Below are 20584 nucleotides of genomic sequence, written 5' to 3'. Positions count from 1 at the left end.
GACCAAACATGCGCCTCACCACCAACACATAACCACCAACAACGCCTGAGTAAGACACCGCTACCGGATACTCACTCAGGCGCTACCAGATACTCACCACACCGCTACCATTTCAGTCTTCTGAACACACATGCGGGTATCGCTGGTTATCGAAGCTTTATCCCATGCCAGAAAAGTCCGCGGAAGCCTTAAAGGGGCAATTTTCCATTCCGATCACGGCAGTGTGTACACCTCACAAGCATTCAGGGACCACTGCGCCCAGCTAGGCGTGCGCCAATCCATGGGAGCAGTGGGAACGAGTGCCGATAATGCCCTGGCAGAATCGTTTAACGCCACCCTAAAGCGTGAAGTTCTGCGTGATCGGAAAGTGTTTGACAATCCCATCGTCTGCCGCCGAGAAGTCTTCCGATGGTGCATGCGCTACAACACACGCAGACGACACTCCTGGTGCAATCTTCTAGCCCCCGATGACTTCGAAGCACTCACATCAACTACACTGACCCAAGCAGCATAGCTAACCCCCGACGTGTCTACTTTCCGGGGGTCAGGCCCGCTCTAGTGTCATGCATGTGGAAGCCCAGCTGCTCTAGGGTGCTAAGGACTTGTTTCCAAGAGGACGATGCGGCTCTAGTACGGCCGCAGGAAGGTCGGCAGGCTGTGCGATGCAGCGCCGAAGCTTCTATCGGGCTAGATACCCAGGACCGACTTTGCGATGAAGAAGTAGATAATCAAGCCCGTCGCGTCACAAAACGTGGAAATGAACGGGTTAGAAAAGACAGCGGGATCCGCGCCAACCGTCTTTGCCACAATCGGCATGAGGCCGCCAACTGTCGCTGACATTGAGCAGATAAGAAACAGGGTGGAGCCGATCACGATACCGATATCGAGGCCGTAGATCACCGTCGCCAAGACGAGACCAGCCAGTCCCAGTACGGCGCCGAGCAGCATTCCGACGCGAAGTTCGCGCCACATTACAGAAAGGAGGTCGCGCGTTCGGACGTCGCCAAGCGCGAGCGCGCGGGTCACAGTAGTCGCTGCCTGGTTTCCAGTATTACCGCCCGTGCCGGTGAGGAGAGGGATGAACAGCGACAGTACAACCGCCTTGGCTAAGGTGTCCTCGAAGGAATCGAGAACCCGCACGGTCAGCAGAGCTGACACAGCGAGCACGAGCAGCCAGAGAATGCGGGAGCGCACGAGCTTGAGCAACGGCGTCGACAGGTATGGCTGCTGGAGCGCTTCCGTACCACCGGAGCGCGCCGAGTCCTCGCTGTCCGCTTCCTCCATGATGTCCGTGGCATCGTCCCAGGTAAGAAGGCCAACGAGGCGGTGTGAATCATCCACAATTGGCAGAGCTAGCATATCGAGGGGCAAGAACCACCGCACGGTCTCCTCGGCGTCGGCAGTCGCGTATGCATATACCGGCTCGTTCATGATGTCCTCAATGAGTACACCGCGCTCAGCCGTGAAGAGTTCGCGCAGGCTGACGACGCCGACCAGACGCCGGTCCTTGCGCGTCACCGGAACGGTATAGATGGTCTCCAGTTCATCGGCCGTATCCCGGAGCGTGTACAGGGCATCTTCCATGCTCATTTCCGGGTGAATGTCGGGCACCTCTGGCGACATACGACGCCCGACGGAGCCCTTCGTGTATCCAAGGATCACTCCGGTCACGTCGCGCTGAGTCTGGGTCAGTGAACGGAGGAGGCGATCCGCAATCTCCGCGGGCAGCTCATCCAAGAGCGCCACTCGGTCTTCGGGGTCCAACTCGTCGAAGAACTCGTAGACATCGGCGTTGCCCAGCTCATCAATGATGTCCGCTTGGTGCTTTGCATCGAGTGCGTCGAAGACTGCGATGGACTTTTCCCGCGGCAGCAGGCGGAGGGCTAGCGCAGCGCGGAGAGCATTTTGACGCTCCACAATCGCGATGAGGTCTTGACGGGGAACGCGGGCTAAGAGCTCCTGGAGACGAGGGGCCTTTTTAGGATCGATAGCGTCTTCTTGCTTCAGCCATGCCTCTACGGTCTCGCTGGCCTGCTCAGTAGTTTCTGCCATCGCTTCGCCTTTCCACTCGACGTCAACCTCCTCAGACTACGCTATGCAGCGCTGCACGGCCTTTGCGCAGATGTACTATTGCGGCATGCTTTCCCTCTACCGTGAATTTTCGGGCAATGATGTTGTTAAAACGCTACTGAGCTTCGAAGAGGCAGAGTTTCTCTTCGTCGTGGCAGACACGCCGGAGAAGTCGGTGAGCGATGACCCTTATGCTGAGGACAAAACGCACATTCAACTCATGAGCTTGCCTGGAGTCGCTTTAAAATTGCTGCCAGAAGGAGAGCTGATTACTGGTGACGTCGCCGTGCGCTATCCGCAGCTCTTCCAGACAGTCGCAGGAAAGACACTGTGGGATCCGCGTGAAATTTCAGAACTTGAGCCTTTCAGGGTATTTCATGCTCGGGGTAGCCACCACTACCACGAGAGGAGTAAGGAACACTATGTCGATATCTGGGAGATTCTTCCAGATGTGGCCGATGCAGCCATGGAGCAGCTCCTTGCCCGGATTGACGTTCCGGTAGAGCTTGATTCCGCATTCGGTCCGTTAGTGCTCGACCGCTGTACAAATACATTCGAAGGCAGGGCAGAAGAACTCGGAGTTGATATCAGCATCGTGTATGAAGGGGAGGAGCTTCTTCTCGCGGAGAGTACGAATCTCAAGCGAAAATTCGAGGCACCCCTCACCGTGATCAACAAGGTGCTCAGTTCCGAGTTACTCGATGAGGCCCAGCGCTTTGCTGCTGCAAAGGCCCTCCGAGCCGCCAACCGTTGGCGCCACGACGTCGCCTTGTCCGAGGGCAACAGCGTCCCAGCGCCGGAACTCACTGCCAGCGACGTATACGCCAAACTCACTCCCGTTGCCGTCGAGGTTCCCCAACGTGGGAATCTCAGCGTGGAGTTTGATGATGGCTATCTTTTTGGTGGTCATCCCGTAACAGTGAAGATAAGACGCAACGGTACGCCTGCATCCCTTGAGCTCGACGCTTAGTTACTGTTCGCGCATCCGCGTGAGGACGTTGTGGGCTGAAATCAGGCACATCGGCACGCCTACACCCGGCACCGTGGTGCCACCGGCGTAGTACAGGTTGGGCAGCTTACGGGATTGGTTCCGGCCTCGAAAAAATGCGGACTGGCGCAGCGTATGTGCAGGGCCCACGGCGCCGCCGGACCAGGAATTGTACTGCTCGGCAAAGTCGGCGGGGCCGAGCGTGCGCTTGACGACGACCCTCTTCTCCAGGTCCTCAATCCCTATCCAAGCCCCCAGCTGCGCTACGGCGGCGCGGGCGATGGCGCCCACGCGGGGAGATTCCGCAGCGCCGTAGGCATCGCCATGGCCGTAGGATTCTTCTGCCGGAACGGGGACGAGGATGAAAAGATTCTCGTAGCCTTCCGGAGCCACGCCGGAATCCGTCGCGGATGTCTTGGATATGTAGATAGACTCAGAAGCTCCCAGTGGCCGCAACGGCTCAGGGCCGTGGTAGACGGCCCTAAAATCGGGGGTCCAGTCTGTGCTGAATAGCAGTGTATGGTGTGCCAGCTGCGGAAGGGCCCCCTTCACGCCGAGGAAGACTAAGACAGTTCCCAGGCCAGGGTCACGGTGGGAAAAGTAGCGTTCCGAATACGTTTGCAGTTCCTTCGGAAGCAGAGCGGTTTCTGTGTGGTGTAAGTCAGCGGCGGAGACGATGGCGTCGGCGGGGATCGTGCGGCCGTCGTCAAGCGTGACGCCCGTCGCGCGCCCGTGCGCGTGGTTGATGGCTACCACCGCCGTGCCAAGCTCGAAGGTGGCGCCCGCTGCCTGCCGCGCGATAGCGTCGACAACGGCTGCGAAGCCCCCTAAGGGGTAGCGCACGCCCTCCACCAAGTCCGTGTGGCTCATCAAAGAGTACAGTGCCGGCGCGGCCTGCGGTTCGGTGGAGAGAAACACCGCGGGGTATGTCAGCACCTGGCGCAGGCGGTAATCCTTAAACTGGGCGGCCACCAGCGCATCTAGCGAACGAGTCAGCAGCAGCGCGAGCGTGCCCAGCCGCGTGAGCACCTCCCGTGTTAGCAGCTCAGTAGGGCGCGAAAACGTGGTGTACAAAAAGCTGCTCAGCGCCACCGCGTAGACGTCGGAGGAGCGCGCCAAATACGCCCGTACGCGCTCACCCGCGCCCGGCTCAATAGACTCGAATAGGTGCGCGACCTTCTCCACGCCGCTCTCCACATCCAGGAACGCGCCGTCCTCGTTGTACACGCGATACGCAGGCGAGAGGGGGACGAGGTCCAGCTCACGCTCGGTGCTCGTCCCACAGGCCCGGAAAAATTCATCAAAAGCCTCCGGCATGAGATACCACGAAGGCCCCGTATCGAAACGGAAGCCGTCGACTTCTAGGACTCCCGCCCGCCCGCCGACGCTACGCTGCTTCTCGACGACGACCACGTCCCAGCCCTCCCGCAGCATCAACGCCGCGGTGGCAAGCCCCGCGATGCCAGCGCCGATGACGACAACCCGCTTGCCCATGTTTATTTCACCGCCGATGCAGCTGCCCGGCTCACGAGGAAGGCCTTACGCGCTGGTGATACCGACACCCTTGTCGTGAGGATCTCGACGGCGGGGGTTGCCTCGAGCTGGTCGGTGAGCTCAGTAAAGAGGGCGGTAGCCGCCGCCACGCCCATGCGGGAGCCGCGCGGCAGCAACTCGATGGCACCCTGCGCTACAGACAGGTCCTCGCGAATATCAGCGATGATGGCAGCCTTCCTCTCCTCGTCCAAGCCAGTGGGATCGGGCAGCGCTGGAAAATACGAGCGGCCGAGGTCTGCGGAGTCCTCGCGCAGATCGCGCAAGAAGTTGATCTTCTGAAACGCCGCGCCCAAGCGCCGCGCGCCTTCCTCGATGCCGGCCGGTCGCGCCTGACCGGCGTAGAAAGCATCCAAACACAAGAGCCCAATGACTTCCGCGGAGCCGGACACGTAGTTCTCGAAGGAGTCGTGTGTGTGCGTGCTCTGGGTCAGATCGCAGCGCATGGAAGCAAAGAACTCTGCGATGTGCTCGTCCTGGAACCCGCAGCGCCGCGCGGAGAGCGCATACGCGTGCACCACGGGGTCGGCGTGAAAACGCTGGGAGGGGGCGGCGCGGACGGTGGCCTCGTAGGCGTCGAGAAGCACGGCGGCGTCCTGGGGAGCAAGCCCCGCGTCGACGATCTCATCGGCCGTGCGCACCATGGCGTATAAGTTACGGATATCCACGCGCACCCTGGGTGAGAGAAGCCGCGTGGCCAGGGAAAAACTGGTGGAGTAGTGGCGCATGACCTGAGCCGCGGCTGCTTCGGCACAACGGTCGTAATGCTCTAGAGCGGAAAGGGATGCGCGCATGGAGCATATTTTAGACCACACGCGTCACATAACTTACCCAGGGCAAGATAGGGTAGTGACGTTACTTTCCCCATCTATAAGGAGAACACGTCCATGACCACCCCAACGACGACTGCCGCGGCACGCGCCGTTGACCTGTTCAAACAATACGGTCAGGGAGATACCGCAGTCACCGCGTTGGACCACGTCGACGTTGAGTTCGCGCGCAATACCTTTACCGCCATCATGGGCCCGTCGGGCTCCGGCAAATCCACCCTCATGCACACTATGGCGGGCCTCGATTCGGCGACGTCCGGCTCGGCTTTCATCGGTGACACCGATATGTCGCAGCTCAGCGATAAAGACATTACCGCCCTGCGCCGCGACCGCCTGGGTTTCATCTTCCAGTCCTTCAACCTGGTGCCCACGTTGACCGCGGCAGAGAACATCACGCTGCCTTCCGATATCGCTGGCAACAAGGTCGATAAGGCGTGGTTTGATGAGGTCACCACGCGCCTTGGCCTGTCCCACCGCTTGTCCCACCGCCCAGCCGAGCTCTCCGGCGGCCAGCAGCAGCGCGTGGCGTGTGCGCGCGCCCTGGTTTCCCGTCCGGAGATCATCTTCGGTGATGAGCCCACCGGCAACCTGGATTCGAACTCCTCCGCCGAGGTGCTCGACATTTTGCGCACCGCCGTGGACAAGGATGGGCAGACCGTGGTTATCGTTACGCACGACGCCAAGGCCGCCTCGTACGCCGACCGCGTGGTCTTCCTCGCCGATGGCCGCCTGGTTAATGAGCTCATGAATCCGACCATGGAGTCCATCCACGCCGTGATGGCAGAAATCGAGGGCTAGAGCATGGCCACAAAGAACACCATGCGCACGGTCTCCGTGCGCAATATTCTCGCGCATAAGCTGCGCCTTGCCCTGACCCTGCTGGCGGTGGTGCTGGGTACCGCGTTTATCTCGGGTTCCTTCATGTTCACCAACTCGCTGTCGAACACCTTCGACTCTGCGGTGTCTACCGCATTTACCGGTGTGGATGCGGCCGTGAGCCAGAAGGAAAACGGCCCGAAGCTGGATCAGAAGATGCGCGATGACATCGCCGCCGACCCCGACGTTCGCGCGGTAAACATGCAAAGCAGCCAGACGGTCGTGGTGGCCAACGAAGACGCCGAGGCGTTCCAGACCGGCGGGGGCACGTCCAGCGTGCAGCCCTACTACCCGGAGGATCAATCCGTCGGTGAGCCCGCCACGCTTGTCGACGGCTCCGAGCCCCACGGGACCGGCGAAGTCCTTATCAACGACTCCGCCGCCGAGAAGTTCGGCATCCACGTCGGCGACACCCTCCTCGTCGTGCACCCGGACCAGCGCGATGAGGTGAAGGTCGTGGGCGTCGTCAAGCCTGTGGTGGACCAGGGCCCCAGTCTGACGTTGCTCATGGAACACGAGGCCTTCGTTGAGCGCTATGGAGACTCTTCCCAGCTGAAGGTCGCTGCGGCCGACGGCGTCGATGCCGATGCGCTCGTGGAGCACCTCAACAACACCTTCGAGGTCGAGGCGGAATCCGGCCAGAAGCTGGCCGATGAGCTGTCGGATCAGATTTCCTCTGCCCTGAAATTCGTCAACTACTTCCTCATCGCCTTTGGCCTCATCGCGCTGCTGGTGGGCACGTTCATTATCGCGAATACCTTCTCCATGATCGTGGCCCAGCGCACCAAGGAGTTCGCGCTCCTGCGTGCGCTCGGTGCTTCCCGCAGCCAGATCACGCGTTCGGTGGTGACGGAGGCCTTCATCGTGGGGCTCGTCGGCTCAGCCGTCGGCGTGGTGGCAGGTATGGGCTTAGTCGCACTCATCAAGGCAGTCTTTGAAGCTAAGGACATGCCCATGGGCGGCGGTCTGGGCCTGAGCGTCAGCGCAGTAGTCGTGCCGCTGCTCTTGGGCGCGGTGGTCACCATCGTGTCCGCGTGGGCGCCGGCGCGCCGCGCGGGTGCGGTAAAGCCGGTGGAAGCCATGCGCACAACCGAGTCTGCTGCCGGTTCTTCGCTCCTCGTGCGCAGCGTGTTGGGTGGACTGTTGCTCGTCGCGGGCATTATCTTCGCGGTCCTCGGCGTGCTTATCGACGCCTCCACGGGCATCCGTGCCTCCCTCGTGGGTCTTGGCGCGCTCAACCTGATCCTTGGCTTCTTCCTGGCTGGACCGGCCATCTCCCTGCCCATCGTTCCGGCGATCGGCCGCGTGATTGGTGCACCGTTTGGTGCGGTGGGCAAGTTGGCGTCGACGAACTCGGCGCGCAACCCGCGCCGTACGGCCGCCACCGCCTTCGCCCTCATGCTGGGCGTGGCGCTGGTGACCTCGATCGGAATGCTTGGCGCGACGATGAAAACCTCGGTCGCGGATGCCGTGGAGCAGGACGCCCGCGCGGACTTCCTGCTGTCGGGTCCGACATCGGGCAATTTCCCGACGCCGAATGAGACGGCGCAGCGCGCCCGCGATACCGAGGGCGCCGGGCAGGTCGTGGCGATGAGTACTGCGCCGTTGCAGGTCGATGGTCAGGCCTCGATGAACTACAGCCCGGAGATGGCCATCAGCCAGGTGGTTGACGGCAACGCCGATGACGTCCTTAACCTCACCCTGGTGGAAGGATCGCTGAAGACGGGCGAGGAGCCGGGCTTCATCGCCGAAGCCGACCTGGCTGCAGAGCATGGCTGGGAGGTCGGCCAGAGTTATGAGCTGGCGGGCCCGGATCCGTCTCGTACCACGCAGGTGAAGCTCCTCGGCACGTATGAGCCCTTCCAGATGCTCCCGCGCTTAGCTGTCTCCGCCTCCGCGGCAACAGAGGTCGTCGACCCGGCTAGCCTCAACGTCATGGTGGTCTCCGTGAACGCGGAGGAAGGCTATGACAAGGAAAAGCTGCGCGCCAACCTGGAGGAATCCGTCAAGGACCTCGTCGTGGTGCAGGTGCGCACCGGCGAGGAATACGCAGGCGAAGCCGCCGGCATGATTGACCAGATGCTCACAATCCTCTACGCGCTGCTGGCGTTGGCTGTGGTCATCGCGATCCTGGGCATTGTCAATACCCTCACCCTCGGTGTGATTGAACGGCGCCAAGAGATCGGTATGCTGCGCGCGGTGGGCACCCAGCGCCGCCAGATTCGCACGATGATCACCGTGGAATCGGTACAAATTGCTCTCTTCGGTGCTCTCATGGGCATCCTCATGGGACTGGGGATGGGGTGGTCCTTCATTTCCGTGCTTGCGGACGAAGGCCTCGACTCCACGACGGTGCCGTGGATGATGCTCGTCGTCATGCTCGTCGGCTCCGGCATCGTCGGTGTGTTGGCTGCCCTGTGGCCGGCCCACCGCGCGGCAAAGACCCCGCCGTTGGACGCCATCGCCGACTAACACTTCGCGCGCTTAGACGCGGAGTGCGGTGAGAAGGCTAGGCCAAAAGCGAGCCGACCCACGCCCCGCGCCACGCCAGGACGATGCCCAGGCCCACCGTCCAGAAGAGATAACGCGCCAAGCGCCACCAGCGCTTGGCCTTAATCATGTCACCGAGCTCTTTGGCCAACGTGGACCATGTCGATAGCCCGCCCGCCACGCCGGCCGCGAGCAAGGGGAGGAAGTACTCGGGGGTGTGCGCGTGCGTGGCGTAGCCATAGGCCACGCCGGCCACCGCAGAGCCGATGAGGTTGGCGGCGAAGGTACACGTGGGGGAGGGCAGGATGCGGGTTAACAGGTAGCGCCCGCAACCGCCCACAAAACCGCCGGCGAGTACGGCCAAGATGGAGAGCATCATGCGCGCCTCCGAGCCTGGAGACGGTCACCGACCAGGTACGCCACGGTGCAGCCCAGGACCGTTGCCAGGACATATGCCCCCGCCTGCGCCGGCCCGAAACCTGAAGTGAGATACGCAAACGCGGCAAAGCTGGTAAAGCCGCCTAAGAAACCCGTGCCCCAAAACGCGGGCGGTTTGGCATAGCCCATCACAGCGCTGCCAACAACGTTGATGAGCAACAGCGGCAGCGCGCCGCCCCCGAGAAGCGAAGAAAGGCCAAAGCGGGCCAGCGCCCCGAGCGCGGTCCCGCAGCCCACAAGAAGGATCTGTGGCATAGGCACCATCCTAGTTGGGATGCGAAAACGTCGTGAAGCAGGCAAGCTTAAGGTACATCCACATCCCCAAGGAGGAAACCACCATGGCACACGAGCGCGCCGGCCAACTAGCCCAGCCTTCGGATCTCATCGATATCGCGGAGTTGGTCACCGCGTATTACACCCGCACCCCCGACGCCGATAACCCTGACCAGCAGGTTTCCTTCGGCACCTCTGGGCACCGCGGCTCCGCCTTGGACACCGCCTTCAACGAGGCCCACATCCTGGCCATCACCCAGGCCATCGTGGACTACCGCGCAGAGCAGGGCACCACGGGCGCCATCTTCATCGGCCGCGACACCCACGCCCTGTCCGAACCCGCCATGGTCTCCGCCCTCGAGGTCCTCCTTGCCAATGAACTGGAGGTTCGGGTGGATGACCGCGGCCGCTACACCCCGACCCCGGCCGTCTCCCACGCCATCCTGACCAACCCGGGCACCGACGGCATCGTGATTACCCCCTCCCACAACCCGCCGCGCGATGGCGGATTCAAGTACAACCCGCCGACGGGCGGCCCGGCGGATACCGATGCCACCGATTGGATCGCCGCCAAGGCCAACGAGTACCTGCGTGCCGGGCTCGAGGGCGTGAAGCGCGTGGCGGTTGACGGCGTGCTCGATGCGCGCTGCGTCAAGCACAATTACCTCGACTCTTATGTGTCCGATTTGGCCAACGTCGTGGACATGGCGGCTATCAAGGAAGCCGGCGTGCGCATCGGCGCGGACCCGATGGGCGGCGCCTCGGTGGACTACTGGGCGGCAATTGCTGAGCACTACGAGCTGAACATGACCGTGGTGAACCCCGATGTCGACGGCACCTTCCGCTTCATGACGCTGGATACCGACGGCAAGATCCGCATGGACTGCTCCTCCCCGGACGCCATGGCTTCACTGGTGGATAATCGTTCCAAGTACGACCTGGCCACGGGCAACGACGCTGATGCGGACCGCCACGGCATTGTTACGCCGGATGCTGGGCTGATGAACCCGAACCACTACCTCGCGGTGGCCATCGAGTACCTGTTTAGCCACCGCCCCCAGTGGGGAAATGCGGGTGTGGGCAAGACCTTGGTGTCCTCTTCCATGATCGACCGCGTCGTGGCCAGCCTGGGGCGTGAGCTCGTGGAGGTGCCGGTGGGCTTCAAGTGGTTTGTGCCGGGGCTTGTCGACGGCTCCCTCGGCTTCGGCGGCGAAGAATCCGCCGGTGCTTCCTTCCTGCGCTTCGACGGTACGGTGTGGTCCACCGACAAGGACGGCATCATCTTGGACTTGCTGGCCGCGGAGATCCTGGCGGTGACGGGTAAGACCCCGTCGCAGCGCTACGCGGAGCTGGCGGAGGAATATGGTGCGCCGGCCTATGCGCGCACCGACGCCCCAGCTACCCGTGAACAGAAGGCCATCCTGAAGAAGCTCTCCCCGGAGCAGGTGACGGCTACGGAGCTGGCGGGCGAGGAGATCGTCGCCAAGCTCACCGAGGCGCCGGGCAACGGCGCGGCGATCGGCGGCCTCAAGGTGACGACGGAGAACGCGTGGTTTGCCGCGCGCCCGTCCGGCACGGAGGATAAGTACAAGATTTACGCTGAGAGCTTCCGTGGCGAAGAACACCTCAAGCAGGTGCAGGAAGAAGCACAGGCGCTGGTGTCACAGGTTCTCGGAGGTCTAGGCTAATGGTTTATGACAACCTCACGATCCATATCGGCGCCTGACCTCATCAGCGCGCTCGCGCGCTATGGAATGGCCGCCGTGTGGATTATCGCCGGCATACAGAAACTGGATGCCCGGATGGAGATGACCCAGGCCATCGAGGCCTATGGCATCTTTACCCCGGAGTGGTCCGGATACTTGGCCTACCTCATCGGGCCCCTAGAACTCATGGGTGGGGTGCTGCTGTTGTTGGGGCTGTTCTTGCGGGAGGCGTCGTCAGTCGCTGCGATGGTTGTGGTGCTGTTCATGGTGGGCATCACGCAGGCGTGGGCGCGGGGGCTCGTCATTGATTGCGGGTGTTTTGGCTACGACCCTGCCGACGTAAGCCAGGGCATGAACTACGCACTGACGCTGCTTCGCGACGCTTTCTTCCTCGCCCTCACTGTCTGGACCATCCGGCGCCCCTACCGCCGCTATGCCCTTCACCCGTAGATTGTTAGGCTAACTCCGTGACCAAAACCAAAATCAGCGCACCACTCGTGCTCGACATCATTAGTGCATTCGCGCGATTCTATATGGCCTATGTATGGATCAAGGCGGGGGCGTCGAAGCTGACGGATCAGCTCGCGGTGTCGCAAAGCATCAAGGCATATGAAATCTTTACCCCTGAGTGGTCGCACTACTTGTCCTACCTGATTGGCCCGCTGGAGATATGTGGCGGCCTGCTGCTTTTGCTGGGGCTGTTTTTGCGACCATCGGCGTGGGTTGGGCAAATAGTTCTGGTGCTGTTCATGATCGGCATCGCGCAGGCGTGGGCGCGGGGACTTGGAATTGATTGCGGTTGCTTCTCCGTGAGCCCTGATGAAGACGCGCAAGTGATGAATTACATGATGACACTTCTGCGAGATGTCTTCTATTCTGTCTTAATGGTGTGGACGATCAAGCGTCCTTTCACCAAGTTTGCATTGCACCCTTAACAGTGGTGTGTAGGCTTTCATCTGTTCGAACTTAAGTCATAAAGGCAAGGTTGTTTAATGAGTACAGTCAAAGACCCCAACTCCAAAGGCAATAGTGGATTCGTCTGGGGCCTCGCTGTTCTGCTGGTTATTATTGCCGTGGTCATCGGATACATCGTCTACCAAGGGCGAGGTGCACAGACCGATGCGCTAGGGGACTACGCCGCAGAGGACGTCTCCATGGAGATTTCCTACGCGGACAATGCGGTAACCCTCAAGTCCGCGGATGCAGCAAAGGACGCAACCGAAGTAGACCTGTACGAGGACTACTCCTGCCCGCACTGTGGTGACCTGGCGAAGGAAACCGACGAGCAGATGAAGGATGCGATTGATGCGGGCGAGCTCGTCGTGCACGTGCGCACCCTCAACTTCCTCGACGGCAGCCCGAACGGCTTGGAGAGCATCAAGTCCAACACGGGCCACTCCTCCAAGGCCGCTGCTGCGATGGAGCAGGTAGCAAAGACCGGTGACGCCAAGCTCTACTGGAACCTGCGTAAGTACCTCATGGAGAATCAGTCCAAGGTGTACAACAAGTGGGAGATGGAAGACTTCGCTGCTGCCGCGAAGGAACTGGGCGCAGATGATGCCACGGTGAAGGCCATTGAGGAAGCCCCGGTTGGTGAAGGAAACCCGCTGGTGACCTCGAACTACGAAAAGCTGGAGAGCGAAACCGGCCAGGTTTCCTCGCCGCGAATCATCCAGGATGGCAAGGATATTCCGGAAGACCAGAACACGTCCATCATGGAATGGGTTGACATCGTCACTAAATAAGGCGTCCCAACTCGCGATTTGGTGAGTGAATGGGGAGCGGATATATTGATACGAGTTGCAATCGTGAAGGTTGCACCTCGTATGAGGGGCTATGGCGCAGTTGGTAGCGCACCACACTGGCAGTGTGGGGGTCACGGGTTCGAATCCCGTTAGCTCCACTTCATAATTCAATACCGCCTTGGGGCTATGGCGCAGTTGGTAGCGCACCACACTGGCAGTGTGGGGGTCACGGGTTCGAATCCCGTTAGCTCCACCGCTGGCCGCCTTCTTTCTGGAGGCGGCCTTTTTCTATGCTGGGGGCATGGATGTTTTTACAAAGACGGTTTCTTCTCCCGACCAGGCTGGTGCGGAGGCTGCCGGGCTGAGGTGGTTGGCTCAGGCGGATGAGCGCGTGGTGGCTGAGGTCGTAGGGGTTACGGGGACGTCGATAAGCACGAGGCGTGTGAGGGAGTCGCGCCCGAGTGCCGCCGCTGCGCGGGCATTTGGTGAGGCGTTGCGCCGAGTGCATCAAGCCGGAGCTCCTGCTTTCGGTGCGCCACCTGCGGGGTGGGAGGGCGCCAACTTTATTGGACGGGTGGAGCAGCCCTGCGAGCCGTGCGAGCGATGGGGTGAATTTTACGCGGAGCAGCGTATTAAGCCCTTTCTCGGTGGTTTGCCGGAAGGGGTGAGCGAGAGCGTGTATGCCGCGGCTGATGCCATTGCGGCGGTCGATTGGGATGTTGCGCCGGCGCGAATCCACGGTGATTTGTGGGCGGGCAATGTGCTGTTCCAAGAGGATACTGCGGTCATGATTGATCCTGCTGCGCACGGTGGGCATCCGTGGACGGACTTGGCCATGCTGGAGTTGTTCGGGACGCCGTTCTATGACGAGATTCTGCGGGGTTATGGAGTGGAGGAGGAGTATCACCAGTGGGTGCCGATGCATCAGCTGCACCCGTTGTCTGTCCATGCGTTGACGCATGGTCCGGCGTACTATGCCCCGCTTGAGCGAGCCGCACGCGCCACGCTTGAGGCATTGCGGAGAGCCTGACGATGTGGCTTTAGGTACCTGGGATCGCCGATATACCCGCGCACCTTGTTGTGGTCGGCGGGTGTCGGTGTGTGTTGGTGGTTGGTGGTGTCCTGTCTGCGCTTCAAGGTGATGTGGGTGTTAGCTGCTGTCGGGTGGTGGGTCCGGTGGCTGGGCTGGCGCTGTGGCTGCTTTTTCGGCGGTGAGTCTGGCTAGTGCTTCTTGGTATTCCGGCATCGCGGTTATCGGGGTACCCCACGGTGGGATGAAGCTGACTCCGGTGTTCAAGCGGTACATGTAGCCGCGCCCGGTAGGCCTTTGTGGGTCATCGTCATTAATGCCGTTGTGGTAGGCGCACAAAAACGTCAGGTTCTTGATGTTGGTGTAGCCACCAGCCTGCCAAGGGATGAGGTGATGGATTTGGCAGTAGTCGGCTGGTTTATTGCAGCCAGGGCGTGAGCAGGTGTGGAATTCCGCGTGCAGGGTAAGGCGTTGGTTGAAGTTTGCCCCGCGCTCGAGCCGCCAGGTGTTGATGGGGCCTTCGACAGGGTGCACGATGGTGGCATACCCGATTTCGGCAAACTTGTGGGTGAGGAATTCTGCCCCTGTCATGCGCGCGCCGTTGGTGAGGTTGAGCTCTATTTCGTCCCCGTCACCGTTAATGATCTGGTCCAACTCATTCAGGGTGACGATGACTTGGGTGCGCACCGCCGGTTTGGAACCAGTGCCCTCTTTGAAGAAGACGTCGTTGGCGGCTTGAAGCAGGTCGGTGTTGTTGGTGGATTCTAGGACTGCGCGCATGTTGGCAATCGTGGTGGCATCATCGGTAATCGAGAGGGTGTTAGGGCCTTGTTCCCGGTAGGTGATGCGCACGCCTGGTTTGGCGGTTCTTTTACGCTTGAGTTCTTTAAGCCGTGCGGTGGCCACGGTGGGGATGCGGTGTGCGGGAGCAGCGGCGAGTTTGGCGCGGAGGTTCCACGCATCCAAGGTCTTCTTGACCTTTGAAACGTAGGACTCAATCAGTGTGAGGGTGCTCAGGCTGTGGCGTTGTTTGAGTGCGGACGCGCGGGCTTTGCGTTGTTTTCCGCTAAAGCGGGTGGGGCCGAAGTAGACCTGGTTAAGGCCGGCAAGCTCTGTGGCGTCGGCTGGGTCGGCGCCGAGCGCGCGGAGCTTTTCGGGTGTGCCAGGTATGTGTTCCACCAGCGCAATCCCCGAGTTGCGGAGGCGGATGTAGGTTTCGATATCCCCCATGGGCACAGAGACTAAAACAGCACTCCCGACCCCGCAACCGGAGGAACAAAACTCCTGGTTAGAGGGGTAATGGGGCTGGCATGAGAAAAGCCCCTAGGGGAGGGGCTGGCGAGACCTTATTAGTTGGTGGGGCCGGGCGGCATGATCCGCTTGTGGGCGCCGCGGCGCCAGAGGCTTTCGATGCGCTCGCGGGCGTCGTCAGGCACGGCCTTGCCCTCGAGGTAGTCGTCGATATGGGCATAGGTCACGCCGAGTGCTTCCTCATCAGATAGCTGTGGGCGGTCATCCTCCAAGTCGGCGGTAGGAACCTTCTTCCACGTGGACTCGGGTGCCCCGAGGTGCTCGAGAAGTTGAGCGCCCTGACGCTTGTTGAGTCCGGCGAGCGGGATGACGTCAGCGGCGCCGTCGCCCCACTTGGTAAAGAAAGCCGTGACGTTTTCGGCGGCATGGTCGCTTCCGATAACGAGTGCGCCGACCTCACCAGCCACCGCATATTGGGCGGACATGCGCAGGCGTGCCTTTAGATTTCCACGGTTGAAATCGTCCAAATGCTCCGTGTTGAGTGCGGACGCAACGGCGCCGTCGAGAGCCGCTGTGGCGTCCGCGATGTTGATGGTGAGCCGGTAATCGGGCTGGATGAAATCGAGCGCTACTTGCGCATCGTCCTCGTCCGCTTGCGTGCCATGGGGAAGACGTACGGCCCAAAAGTGAGCGCCATCGACACGCTCGACGGCCAGCTGGGCCAAGCGACCGGCAAGGGTAGAATCCTGACCACCGGAAATGCCGAGGACAAAGCCCTGAGCGCCGGTGTTGCGTAGATACGTGGCGAGGAAGTCGACGCGGCGTTCAACCTCCTCTGCCGGATCAATGGAGGGTTTCGCCCCTAGCGCAGCGATGATCTCTTCCTGAAGCTCCCTGGATGCTTGTGTCATAGCGACCATGGTAGCCATCACGCGCGGCGGTGGTCCGAGGGTCTGCGAGGTTGGTTCGAGGAAAAGTTGGCGTGGCTACTTCTCGATGACGTGAGTGTTTTGGTAATGAGGCGCTCGTGGGGTAATATTTTTCCTCGTGTCATTGCTGGGTGTTTGCCCAGCTGTGCTTTGAACTAATCAATCGCATCAAGATTGCGCATAACGAAAGGAGCGCCCGATGAAGGTTCGCAAGTCGCTTCGGTCGCTGAAGAAGAAGCCGGGCGCCCAGGTTATTCGCCGCCACGGTAAGGTCTTCGTGATCAACAAGAAGGATCCGCGCTTCAAGGCTCGCCAGGGCTAAGAAACAAGTGTCCTTGGTCCGCCGTCCCCGCGTTGTGGGGGCGGCGGATTTTTTTATGCCTCCCTTCGTCGGCTGGGGTCGGGGGAGGCGTCGCAGAGTGGCCTGCTCCCTTTTGTGGACTTTGTCACAAACTGAGTGAACGTTTGGTAAACGTGCAGGGAATATCACCCGTGTAGTTACCGCCGTGGCGGTGGGGGTTGTGGCGGGGTGTCAACATGTGGGGTCGGGCCGAGTTACATCCTGGGAATACCAGCCATGTAACTACTACATATTGTGTTAGTTGCGGGGTGCGGGCACAAAGTATAGTGTCGTTGATGTTGCTCGGGCGGCGGCCCTACATCACCGCTCAGAGCTCGCATGCAGAGCCGCTGAACGCTCTGCTCGTATCGAATTCAACAGTCACTCCGCGTGTAGTGCCGAAGGAAGCTAAAGGAACGTCACATGAGCATCACCCTCTACACCAAGCCAGCTTGTGTCCAGTGCAACGCCACCAAGAAGGCCCTCGACCGTGCTGGCCTCAAATATGAGACGGTGGATATCTCCCTGGATGATGATGCCCGCGACTACGTGATGGCTCTGGGTTACGTCCAAGCACCGGTCGTTGAGGCGCACGGTGAGCACTGGTCCGGCTTCCGTCCTGACCGCATCAAGGCACTCTCTGCGATGGCGGCGAGCGCCTAGGACAAAACCATGTTGGTCGTGTATTTCTCTTCCGCTACGGAAAACACCCACCGCTTCGTCGAGAAGCTCGGCCTTCCCAGCGTCCGCATCCCGCTGCGTCTCAGCGATGAGCCCATCACTGTGAATGAACCCTACGTCTTGATTTGTCCGACGTATGGGGGAGGGGCATCGATGAGTGGGCGGAACACGCGGCCTGTCCCCAAGCAAGTTATTCGTTTCCTGAATGACGAACACAACCGCGGTTTCATTCGTGCTGTCGTGGCCGGAGGTAACAGCAACTTCGGCAGTGACTTTGGCAAGGCCGGCGAGGTCATCGCAGCCAAGTGTAAGGTTCCTTATGTGTACCGCTTCGAACTTCTCGGAACCGAGGAAGATGTCACAATTTGCCGTGAAGGCCTCTTGGCCAACGCGGCCGCTTTAGGTTTAGCCGCCTAAGGCTTTAATTCCTACCAACCCATCTCTCCATTTCGCCATAGCAAAGAAAGGCCCGTGAACGTCGTGACCACGCAACTGGGTAAGACCGTCGCTGAACCTGTGAAGCCGGAAGAGCAGCTGGACTACCATGCGCTCAACGCCCTGCTGAACCTGTATGACGAGAATGGCAAGATTCAGTTCGACAAGGACCGCGAGGCCGCGAACCAGTTCTTCCTCCAGCACGTCAACCAGAACACAGTCTACTTCCATGACTTGGAAGAAAAGATGCGCTACCTGGTAGAAAACAAGTACTACGAGCCGGGACTGATCGAGCAGTATGACTTTGAGTTCATCAAGTCCCTGTTTAAGCGCGCCTACGCCTTTAAGTTCCGCTTTAAGACCTTCCTGGGTGCCTACAAGTACTACACCTCCTACACGTTGAAGACCTTCGACGGTCGCCGCTACCTCGAGCGCTTCGAGGACCGTGTATCTATGACTGCCTTGTTCCTGGCTGACGGAGACACGAAGCTGGCAGAGCGCCTTGTCGATGAGATCATGACCGGTCGCTTCCAGCCGGCCACCCCGACGTTCCTCAACGCCGGCAAGGCACAGCGCGGCGAGCTGGTGTCTTGTTTCCTGTTGCGCATCGAGGACAATATGGAGTCGATCGGCCGCTCCATTAACTCTGCTCTGCAGTTGTCCAAGCGCGGTGGCGGCGTCGCTCTGCTGCTGTCCAATATCCGCGAGTCGGGCGCACCCATCAAGCACATCGAGAACCAGTCTTCCGGCGTCATCCCCGTAATGAAGCTGCTCGAGGATTCCTTCTCCTACGCCAACCAGCTGGGTGCTCGTCAGGGTGCTGGTGCGGTCTACCTCAACGCACATCACCCGGACATCATGAACTTCCTCGACACCAAGCGCGAGAATGCGGATGAGAAGATCCGTATCAAGACCCTCTCGCTCGGCATCGTGATCCCGGATATTACGTTCGAGCTGGCGAAGAACAACGACGACATGTACCTGTTCAGCCCGTACGATGTTGAGCGCGTCTACGGTAAGGCCTTCGGCGATATTTCCGTCACCGAGCACTACGAAGAGATGGTCGAGGATCCGCGTATTCGCAAGAAGAAGATCAACGCTCGCCACTTCTTCCAGACCGTCGCGGAGCTGCAGTTCGAGTCCGGATACCCGTACATCATGTTCGAGGACACCGTGAACCGTGCCAACCCGGTCAAGACCGGGCGCATCAACATGTCGAACCTCTGCTCGGAGATTCTGCAGGTAAACTCCCCGTCGGAGCTCAATGAGGACCTCACCTACAAGACCTTGGGCAGTGACATTTCCTGCAACCTTGGCTCCCTCAACATTGCCGCGACCATGGATTCTCCGGATTTCGCCCTCACGGTGGAAACGGCCATCCGCGGTTTGACCGCCGTGGCCGACAAGACCTCCATCAACTCCGTGCCTTCCGTGCGCAAAGGCAACGATGATTCCCACGCCATTGGCCTGGGGCAGATGAACCTGCACGGCTATCTCGGTCGCGAGCACATCGAGTACGGCTCGGAGGAAGGCCTCGATTTCACCAACGCCTACTTTGCGGCCATCATGTATGCCGCGCTGCGCGCATCTAACAAGCTGGCGCGTGAACGCGGCGAGTACTTCACGGAGTTCCCGGAATCTGAATACGCGAGCGGCGAATTCTTCGACCGCTACGATCCGGCCGACTTTGCTCCCCGCACGGAGAAGGTCAAGGAGCTCTTCGCTAAGTCGTCGATCCACACCCCGTCGGCTGAGGAGTGGGCGGAGCTGAAGGCGGACGTCGCCAAGCATGGCATTTACAACCGCAACCTGCAGGCGGTGCCGCCGACCGGCTCGATCTCCTACATCAATAACTCGACCTCCTCGATTCACCCGATCGCGTCCAAGATTGAGATTCGTAAGGAAGGCAAGATCGGCCGCGTCTACTACCCGGCGCCGCACATGGACAACGACAATCTGGAGTACTTCAAGGATTCCTACGAGATCGGCTACGAGAAGATCATCGATACCTATGCCGAGGCCACGAAGTACGTTGACCAAGGTCTGTCGCTGACGCTGTTCTTCAAGGACACCGCTACTACCCGCGATATCAACCGCGCCCAGATTTACGCTTGGCGCAAGGGCATTAAGACCCTCTACTACATCCGCCTGCGCCAGATGGCTCTGGAGGGTACTGAGATTGAGGGCTGCGTTTCCTGCATGCTCTAACCCTTATTCGCACGCGCCTCAAGCAAGATGGCGCGTGCGATTTTTTCTGCCTCAGGTGAGTCGCCTCGGTTGATGGCTTCTGCCAAATCGAGGTGAAGCTGGGCGGTACCGGCGTCGGGTTTCGCTTGCGGGAACCATAGAGCGAACGCCCACGCACCATGGACAGCAGGTAGGGGCTCAGCGCTGAGAACATCTCATTGCCCGAGGCGTGGAGGACCATGGCGTGGAAGCGCAGATCTGTGGCGAGGTGCTCGCCGACGCGCCGCGTGGGCGTGACCTGGAGGCGCTGGGCCAGCCCCAGAATCTCTTCCTTATCTTCAGGGGAAGCGTGCTGTGCGGCTAAGCCCGCGGCGACAGGCTCGATGGCGAGGCGCAGATCATTAAGGGAGGTGCGCTGGCTATCGCGCGCTTTCTCCGAGCCCAAGCGCCACGAAATGATAGCGGGATCGTAGACCGCCCATTCGCTGATGGGGAGCACCGTAATGCCGACGCGGCGCGAGGACGAGACCATTCCCAGTTGCTCCAGTGCGCGCATGGCTTCGCGCGCCACGGTTCGGGAAATGCCGAAGCGCTCGCAGAGGTCGTTGAGCGTAAAACGTTCACCGGCGGGGAGGGCGCCACTGACGATATCAGTGCCCAACGCGTCCAAAACGGTGCTGAGTAGGGGAGCGGAGGGTTCAGTCATTCCATCGAAACTCGGGGTCGTGGGAGTAGGGCTCAAGTATAAAACATGCAGGAATTTT

At 60.5% G+C, this 20584-nt stretch carries 19 protein-coding genes, 2 tRNA genes and 2 pseudogenes; 15 read left to right on the top strand and 8 right to left on the bottom strand.

Annotation, left to right across the window (positions count from 1 at the left end):
- Positions 1 to 127 precede the first annotated feature (127 nt).
- Positions 128 to 514 (top strand): annotated as a pseudogene (locus tag FME68_RS02970) (transposase); the annotation flags it as partial.
- 173 nt (positions 515 to 687) lie between these two features.
- Here FME68_RS02970 and mgtE read toward each other — a convergent pair.
- Positions 688 to 2052, bottom strand: a complete 1365-nt coding sequence (gene mgtE, locus FME68_RS02965; RefSeq protein WP_070681949.1) for a magnesium transporter — start codon at positions 2050 to 2052, stop codon at positions 688 to 690.
- Between the two features lie 85 nt (positions 2053 to 2137).
- Here mgtE and FME68_RS02960 point away from each other — a divergent pair, with 85 nt between their 5' ends.
- On the top strand, positions 2138 to 3040 hold the full coding sequence (locus FME68_RS02960; protein ID WP_230308862.1) for a DUF2262 domain-containing protein: 903 nt from the start codon (positions 2138 to 2140) through the stop codon (positions 3038 to 3040).
- Here FME68_RS02960 and crtI read toward each other — a convergent pair whose 3' ends face one another.
- Complete coding sequence (gene crtI / locus FME68_RS02955) at positions 3041 to 4552, bottom strand: phytoene desaturase family protein (protein ID WP_144013815.1); 1512 nt, start codon at positions 4550 to 4552, stop codon at positions 3041 to 3043.
- A gap of 2 nt (positions 4553 to 4554) precedes the next feature.
- Positions 4555 to 5403 carry a phytoene/squalene synthase family protein gene (locus tag FME68_RS02950; protein WP_070547169.1) on the bottom strand — a complete coding sequence of 283 codons (849 nt, stop codon included), beginning with the start codon at positions 5401 to 5403 and terminating at the stop codon, positions 4555 to 4557.
- 93 nt (positions 5404 to 5496) lie between these two features.
- Here FME68_RS02950 and FME68_RS02945 point away from each other — a divergent pair, with 93 nt between their 5' ends.
- On the top strand, positions 5497 to 6237 hold the full coding sequence (locus FME68_RS02945; protein WP_158395869.1) for an ABC transporter ATP-binding protein: 741 nt from the start codon (positions 5497 to 5499) through the stop codon (positions 6235 to 6237).
- Positions 6238 to 6240: 3 nt separating this feature from the next.
- Entirely contained in the window at positions 6241 to 8787 is a 2547-nt protein-coding gene (locus tag FME68_RS02940) for an ABC transporter permease (RefSeq protein WP_158395867.1), read from the top strand.
- Positions 8788 to 8824: 37 nt separating this feature from the next.
- On the opposite strand, the gene FME68_RS02935 is transcribed toward FME68_RS02940, so the two are convergent.
- Both FME68_RS02935 and FME68_RS02930 read right to left on the bottom strand, forming a co-directional pair.
- Complete coding sequence (locus FME68_RS02935) at positions 8825 to 9184, bottom strand: fluoride efflux transporter FluC (RefSeq protein ID WP_158395864.1); 360 nt, start codon at positions 9182 to 9184, stop codon at positions 8825 to 8827.
- Positions 9181 to 9498 carry a fluoride efflux transporter family protein gene (locus tag FME68_RS02930; RefSeq protein WP_070516125.1) on the bottom strand — a complete coding sequence of 106 codons (318 nt, stop codon included), beginning with the start codon at positions 9496 to 9498 and terminating at the stop codon, positions 9181 to 9183. Before FME68_RS02930 ends, FME68_RS02935 begins: the two co-directional genes overlap by 4 nt.
- Positions 9499 to 9581: 83 nt before the next feature.
- Between FME68_RS02930 and pgm the strand changes: the two genes are divergently transcribed.
- The 7 genes from pgm (at position 9582) to FME68_RS02895 (ending at position 13997) form a co-directional block, all read left to right on the top strand.
- Entirely contained in the window at positions 9582 to 11204 is a 1623-nt protein-coding gene (pgm, locus tag FME68_RS02925) for a phosphoglucomutase (alpha-D-glucose-1,6-bisphosphate-dependent) (RefSeq protein ID WP_158395862.1), read from the top strand.
- Positions 11205 to 11210: 6 nt separating this feature from the next.
- Positions 11211 to 11672 carry a MauE/DoxX family redox-associated membrane protein gene (locus FME68_RS02920; RefSeq protein WP_158395859.1) on the top strand — a complete coding sequence of 154 codons (462 nt, stop codon included), beginning with the start codon at positions 11211 to 11213 and terminating at the stop codon, positions 11670 to 11672.
- A 17-nt stretch (positions 11673 to 11689) separates the two neighbouring features.
- Positions 11690 to 12157 carry a MauE/DoxX family redox-associated membrane protein gene (locus FME68_RS02915; RefSeq protein WP_070516121.1) on the top strand — a complete coding sequence of 156 codons (468 nt, stop codon included), beginning with the start codon at positions 11690 to 11692 and terminating at the stop codon, positions 12155 to 12157.
- 57 nt (positions 12158 to 12214) lie between these two features.
- Positions 12215 to 12967: a DsbA family protein gene (locus FME68_RS02910; protein WP_158395856.1), complete on the top strand. Its 753-nt coding sequence runs from the start codon at positions 12215 to 12217 to the stop codon at positions 12965 to 12967.
- Positions 12968 to 13052: 85 nt separating this feature from the next.
- Positions 13053 to 13125: transfer RNA gene (locus FME68_RS02905), tRNA-Ala, on the top strand.
- Positions 13126 to 13147: 22 nt separating this feature from the next.
- A tRNA-Ala gene (locus FME68_RS02900) sits at positions 13148 to 13220 on the top strand.
- 48 nt (positions 13221 to 13268) lie between these two features.
- The gene (locus FME68_RS02895) at positions 13269 to 13997 is read left to right on the top strand and encodes a fructosamine kinase family protein (RefSeq protein ID WP_158395854.1); all 729 of its coding nucleotides are present in this window, start codon (positions 13269 to 13271) and stop codon (positions 13995 to 13997) included.
- Between the two features lie 120 nt (positions 13998 to 14117).
- Here FME68_RS02895 and FME68_RS02890 read toward each other — a convergent pair whose 3' ends face one another.
- Positions 14118 to 15227 (bottom strand): HNH endonuclease signature motif containing protein, encoded by a 1110-nt coding sequence (locus tag FME68_RS02890; RefSeq protein WP_158395852.1) that lies wholly within the window; start codon positions 15225 to 15227, stop codon positions 14118 to 14120.
- 119 nt (positions 15228 to 15346) lie between these two features.
- Complete coding sequence (gene nadE, locus FME68_RS02885; RefSeq protein ID WP_439329283.1) at positions 15347 to 16159, bottom strand: NAD(+) synthase; 813 nt, start codon at positions 16157 to 16159, stop codon at positions 15347 to 15349.
- A gap of 217 nt (positions 16160 to 16376) precedes the next feature.
- On the opposite strand from nadE, the gene ykgO reads away from it, so the two are divergent.
- The 4 genes from ykgO (at position 16377) to nrdE (ending at position 19841) form a co-directional block, all read left to right on the top strand.
- Positions 16377 to 16499: a type B 50S ribosomal protein L36 gene (gene ykgO, locus FME68_RS02880; RefSeq protein ID WP_003847162.1), complete on the top strand. Its 123-nt coding sequence runs from the start codon at positions 16377 to 16379 to the stop codon at positions 16497 to 16499.
- A gap of 441 nt (positions 16500 to 16940) precedes the next feature.
- Positions 16941 to 17180: a glutaredoxin-like protein NrdH gene (gene nrdH, locus FME68_RS02875; protein WP_046647387.1), complete on the top strand. Its 240-nt coding sequence runs from the start codon at positions 16941 to 16943 to the stop codon at positions 17178 to 17180.
- Between the two features lie 9 nt (positions 17181 to 17189).
- The gene (gene nrdI, locus FME68_RS02870; protein WP_070680979.1) at positions 17190 to 17615 is read left to right on the top strand and encodes a class Ib ribonucleoside-diphosphate reductase assembly flavoprotein NrdI; all 426 of its coding nucleotides are present in this window, start codon (positions 17190 to 17192) and stop codon (positions 17613 to 17615) included.
- 63 nt (positions 17616 to 17678) lie between these two features.
- Positions 17679 to 19841 (top strand): class 1b ribonucleoside-diphosphate reductase subunit alpha, encoded by a 2163-nt coding sequence (nrdE, locus tag FME68_RS02865; protein ID WP_070680990.1) that lies wholly within the window; start codon positions 17679 to 17681, stop codon positions 19839 to 19841.
- Here nrdE and FME68_RS02860 read toward each other — a convergent pair.
- Positions 19838 to 20526: pseudogene (locus FME68_RS02860) on the bottom strand (FadR/GntR family transcriptional regulator). The gene nrdE and the pseudogene FME68_RS02860 sit on opposite strands and share 4 nt — an antisense overlap.
- Positions 20527 to 20584: the final 58 nt, after the last annotated feature.

Source organism: Corynebacterium hiratae, from assembly GCF_009708045.1.
In the GTDB taxonomy this organism is placed as follows: domain Bacteria; phylum Actinomycetota; class Actinomycetes; order Mycobacteriales; family Mycobacteriaceae; genus Corynebacterium; species Corynebacterium hiratae.
This window is presented reverse-complemented; position numbering and strand designations above follow the sequence as displayed.

Coding starts and splice junctions, on each gene's coding strand:
- FME68_RS02945 (WP_158395869.1), top strand. CDS start 5,497: ATGACCACCCCAACGACGACTGCCGCGGCACGCGCCGTTGACCTGTTC.
- crtI (WP_144013815.1), bottom strand. CDS start 4,552: ATGGGCAAGCGGGTTGTCGTCATCGGCGCTGGCATCGCGGGGCTTGCC.
- FME68_RS02950 (WP_070547169.1), bottom strand. CDS start 5,403: ATGCGCGCATCCCTTTCCGCTCTAGAGCATTACGACCGTTGTGCCGAA.
- ykgO (WP_003847162.1), top strand. CDS start 16,377: ATGAAGGTTCGCAAGTCGCTTCGGTCGCTGAAGAAGAAGCCGGGCGCC.
- pgm (WP_158395862.1), top strand. CDS start 9,582: ATGGCACACGAGCGCGCCGGCCAACTAGCCCAGCCTTCGGATCTCATC.
- FME68_RS02960 (WP_230308862.1), top strand. CDS start 2,138: ATGCTTTCCCTCTACCGTGAATTTTCGGGCAATGATGTTGTTAAAACG.
- FME68_RS02940 (WP_158395867.1), top strand. CDS start 6,241: ATGGCCACAAAGAACACCATGCGCACGGTCTCCGTGCGCAATATTCTC.
- FME68_RS02910 (WP_158395856.1), top strand. CDS start 12,215: ATGAGTACAGTCAAAGACCCCAACTCCAAAGGCAATAGTGGATTCGTC.
- FME68_RS02895 (WP_158395854.1), top strand. CDS start 13,269: ATGGATGTTTTTACAAAGACGGTTTCTTCTCCCGACCAGGCTGGTGCG.
- FME68_RS02920 (WP_158395859.1), top strand. CDS start 11,211: ATGACAACCTCACGATCCATATCGGCGCCTGACCTCATCAGCGCGCTC.
- FME68_RS02890 (WP_158395852.1), bottom strand. CDS start 15,227: ATGGGGGATATCGAAACCTACATCCGCCTCCGCAACTCGGGGATTGCG.
- nrdI (WP_070680979.1), top strand. CDS start 17,190: ATGTTGGTCGTGTATTTCTCTTCCGCTACGGAAAACACCCACCGCTTC.
- nrdH (WP_046647387.1), top strand. CDS start 16,941: ATGAGCATCACCCTCTACACCAAGCCAGCTTGTGTCCAGTGCAACGCC.
- FME68_RS02935 (WP_158395864.1), bottom strand. CDS start 9,184: ATGATGCTCTCCATCTTGGCCGTACTCGCCGGCGGTTTTGTGGGCGGT.
- nadE (WP_439329283.1), bottom strand. CDS start 16,159: ATGACACAAGCATCCAGGGAGCTTCAGGAAGAGATCATCGCTGCGCTA.
- FME68_RS02930 (WP_070516125.1), bottom strand. CDS start 9,498: ATGCCACAGATCCTTCTTGTGGGCTGCGGGACCGCGCTCGGGGCGCTG.
- mgtE (WP_070681949.1), bottom strand. CDS start 2,052: ATGGCAGAAACTACTGAGCAGGCCAGCGAGACCGTAGAGGCATGGCTG.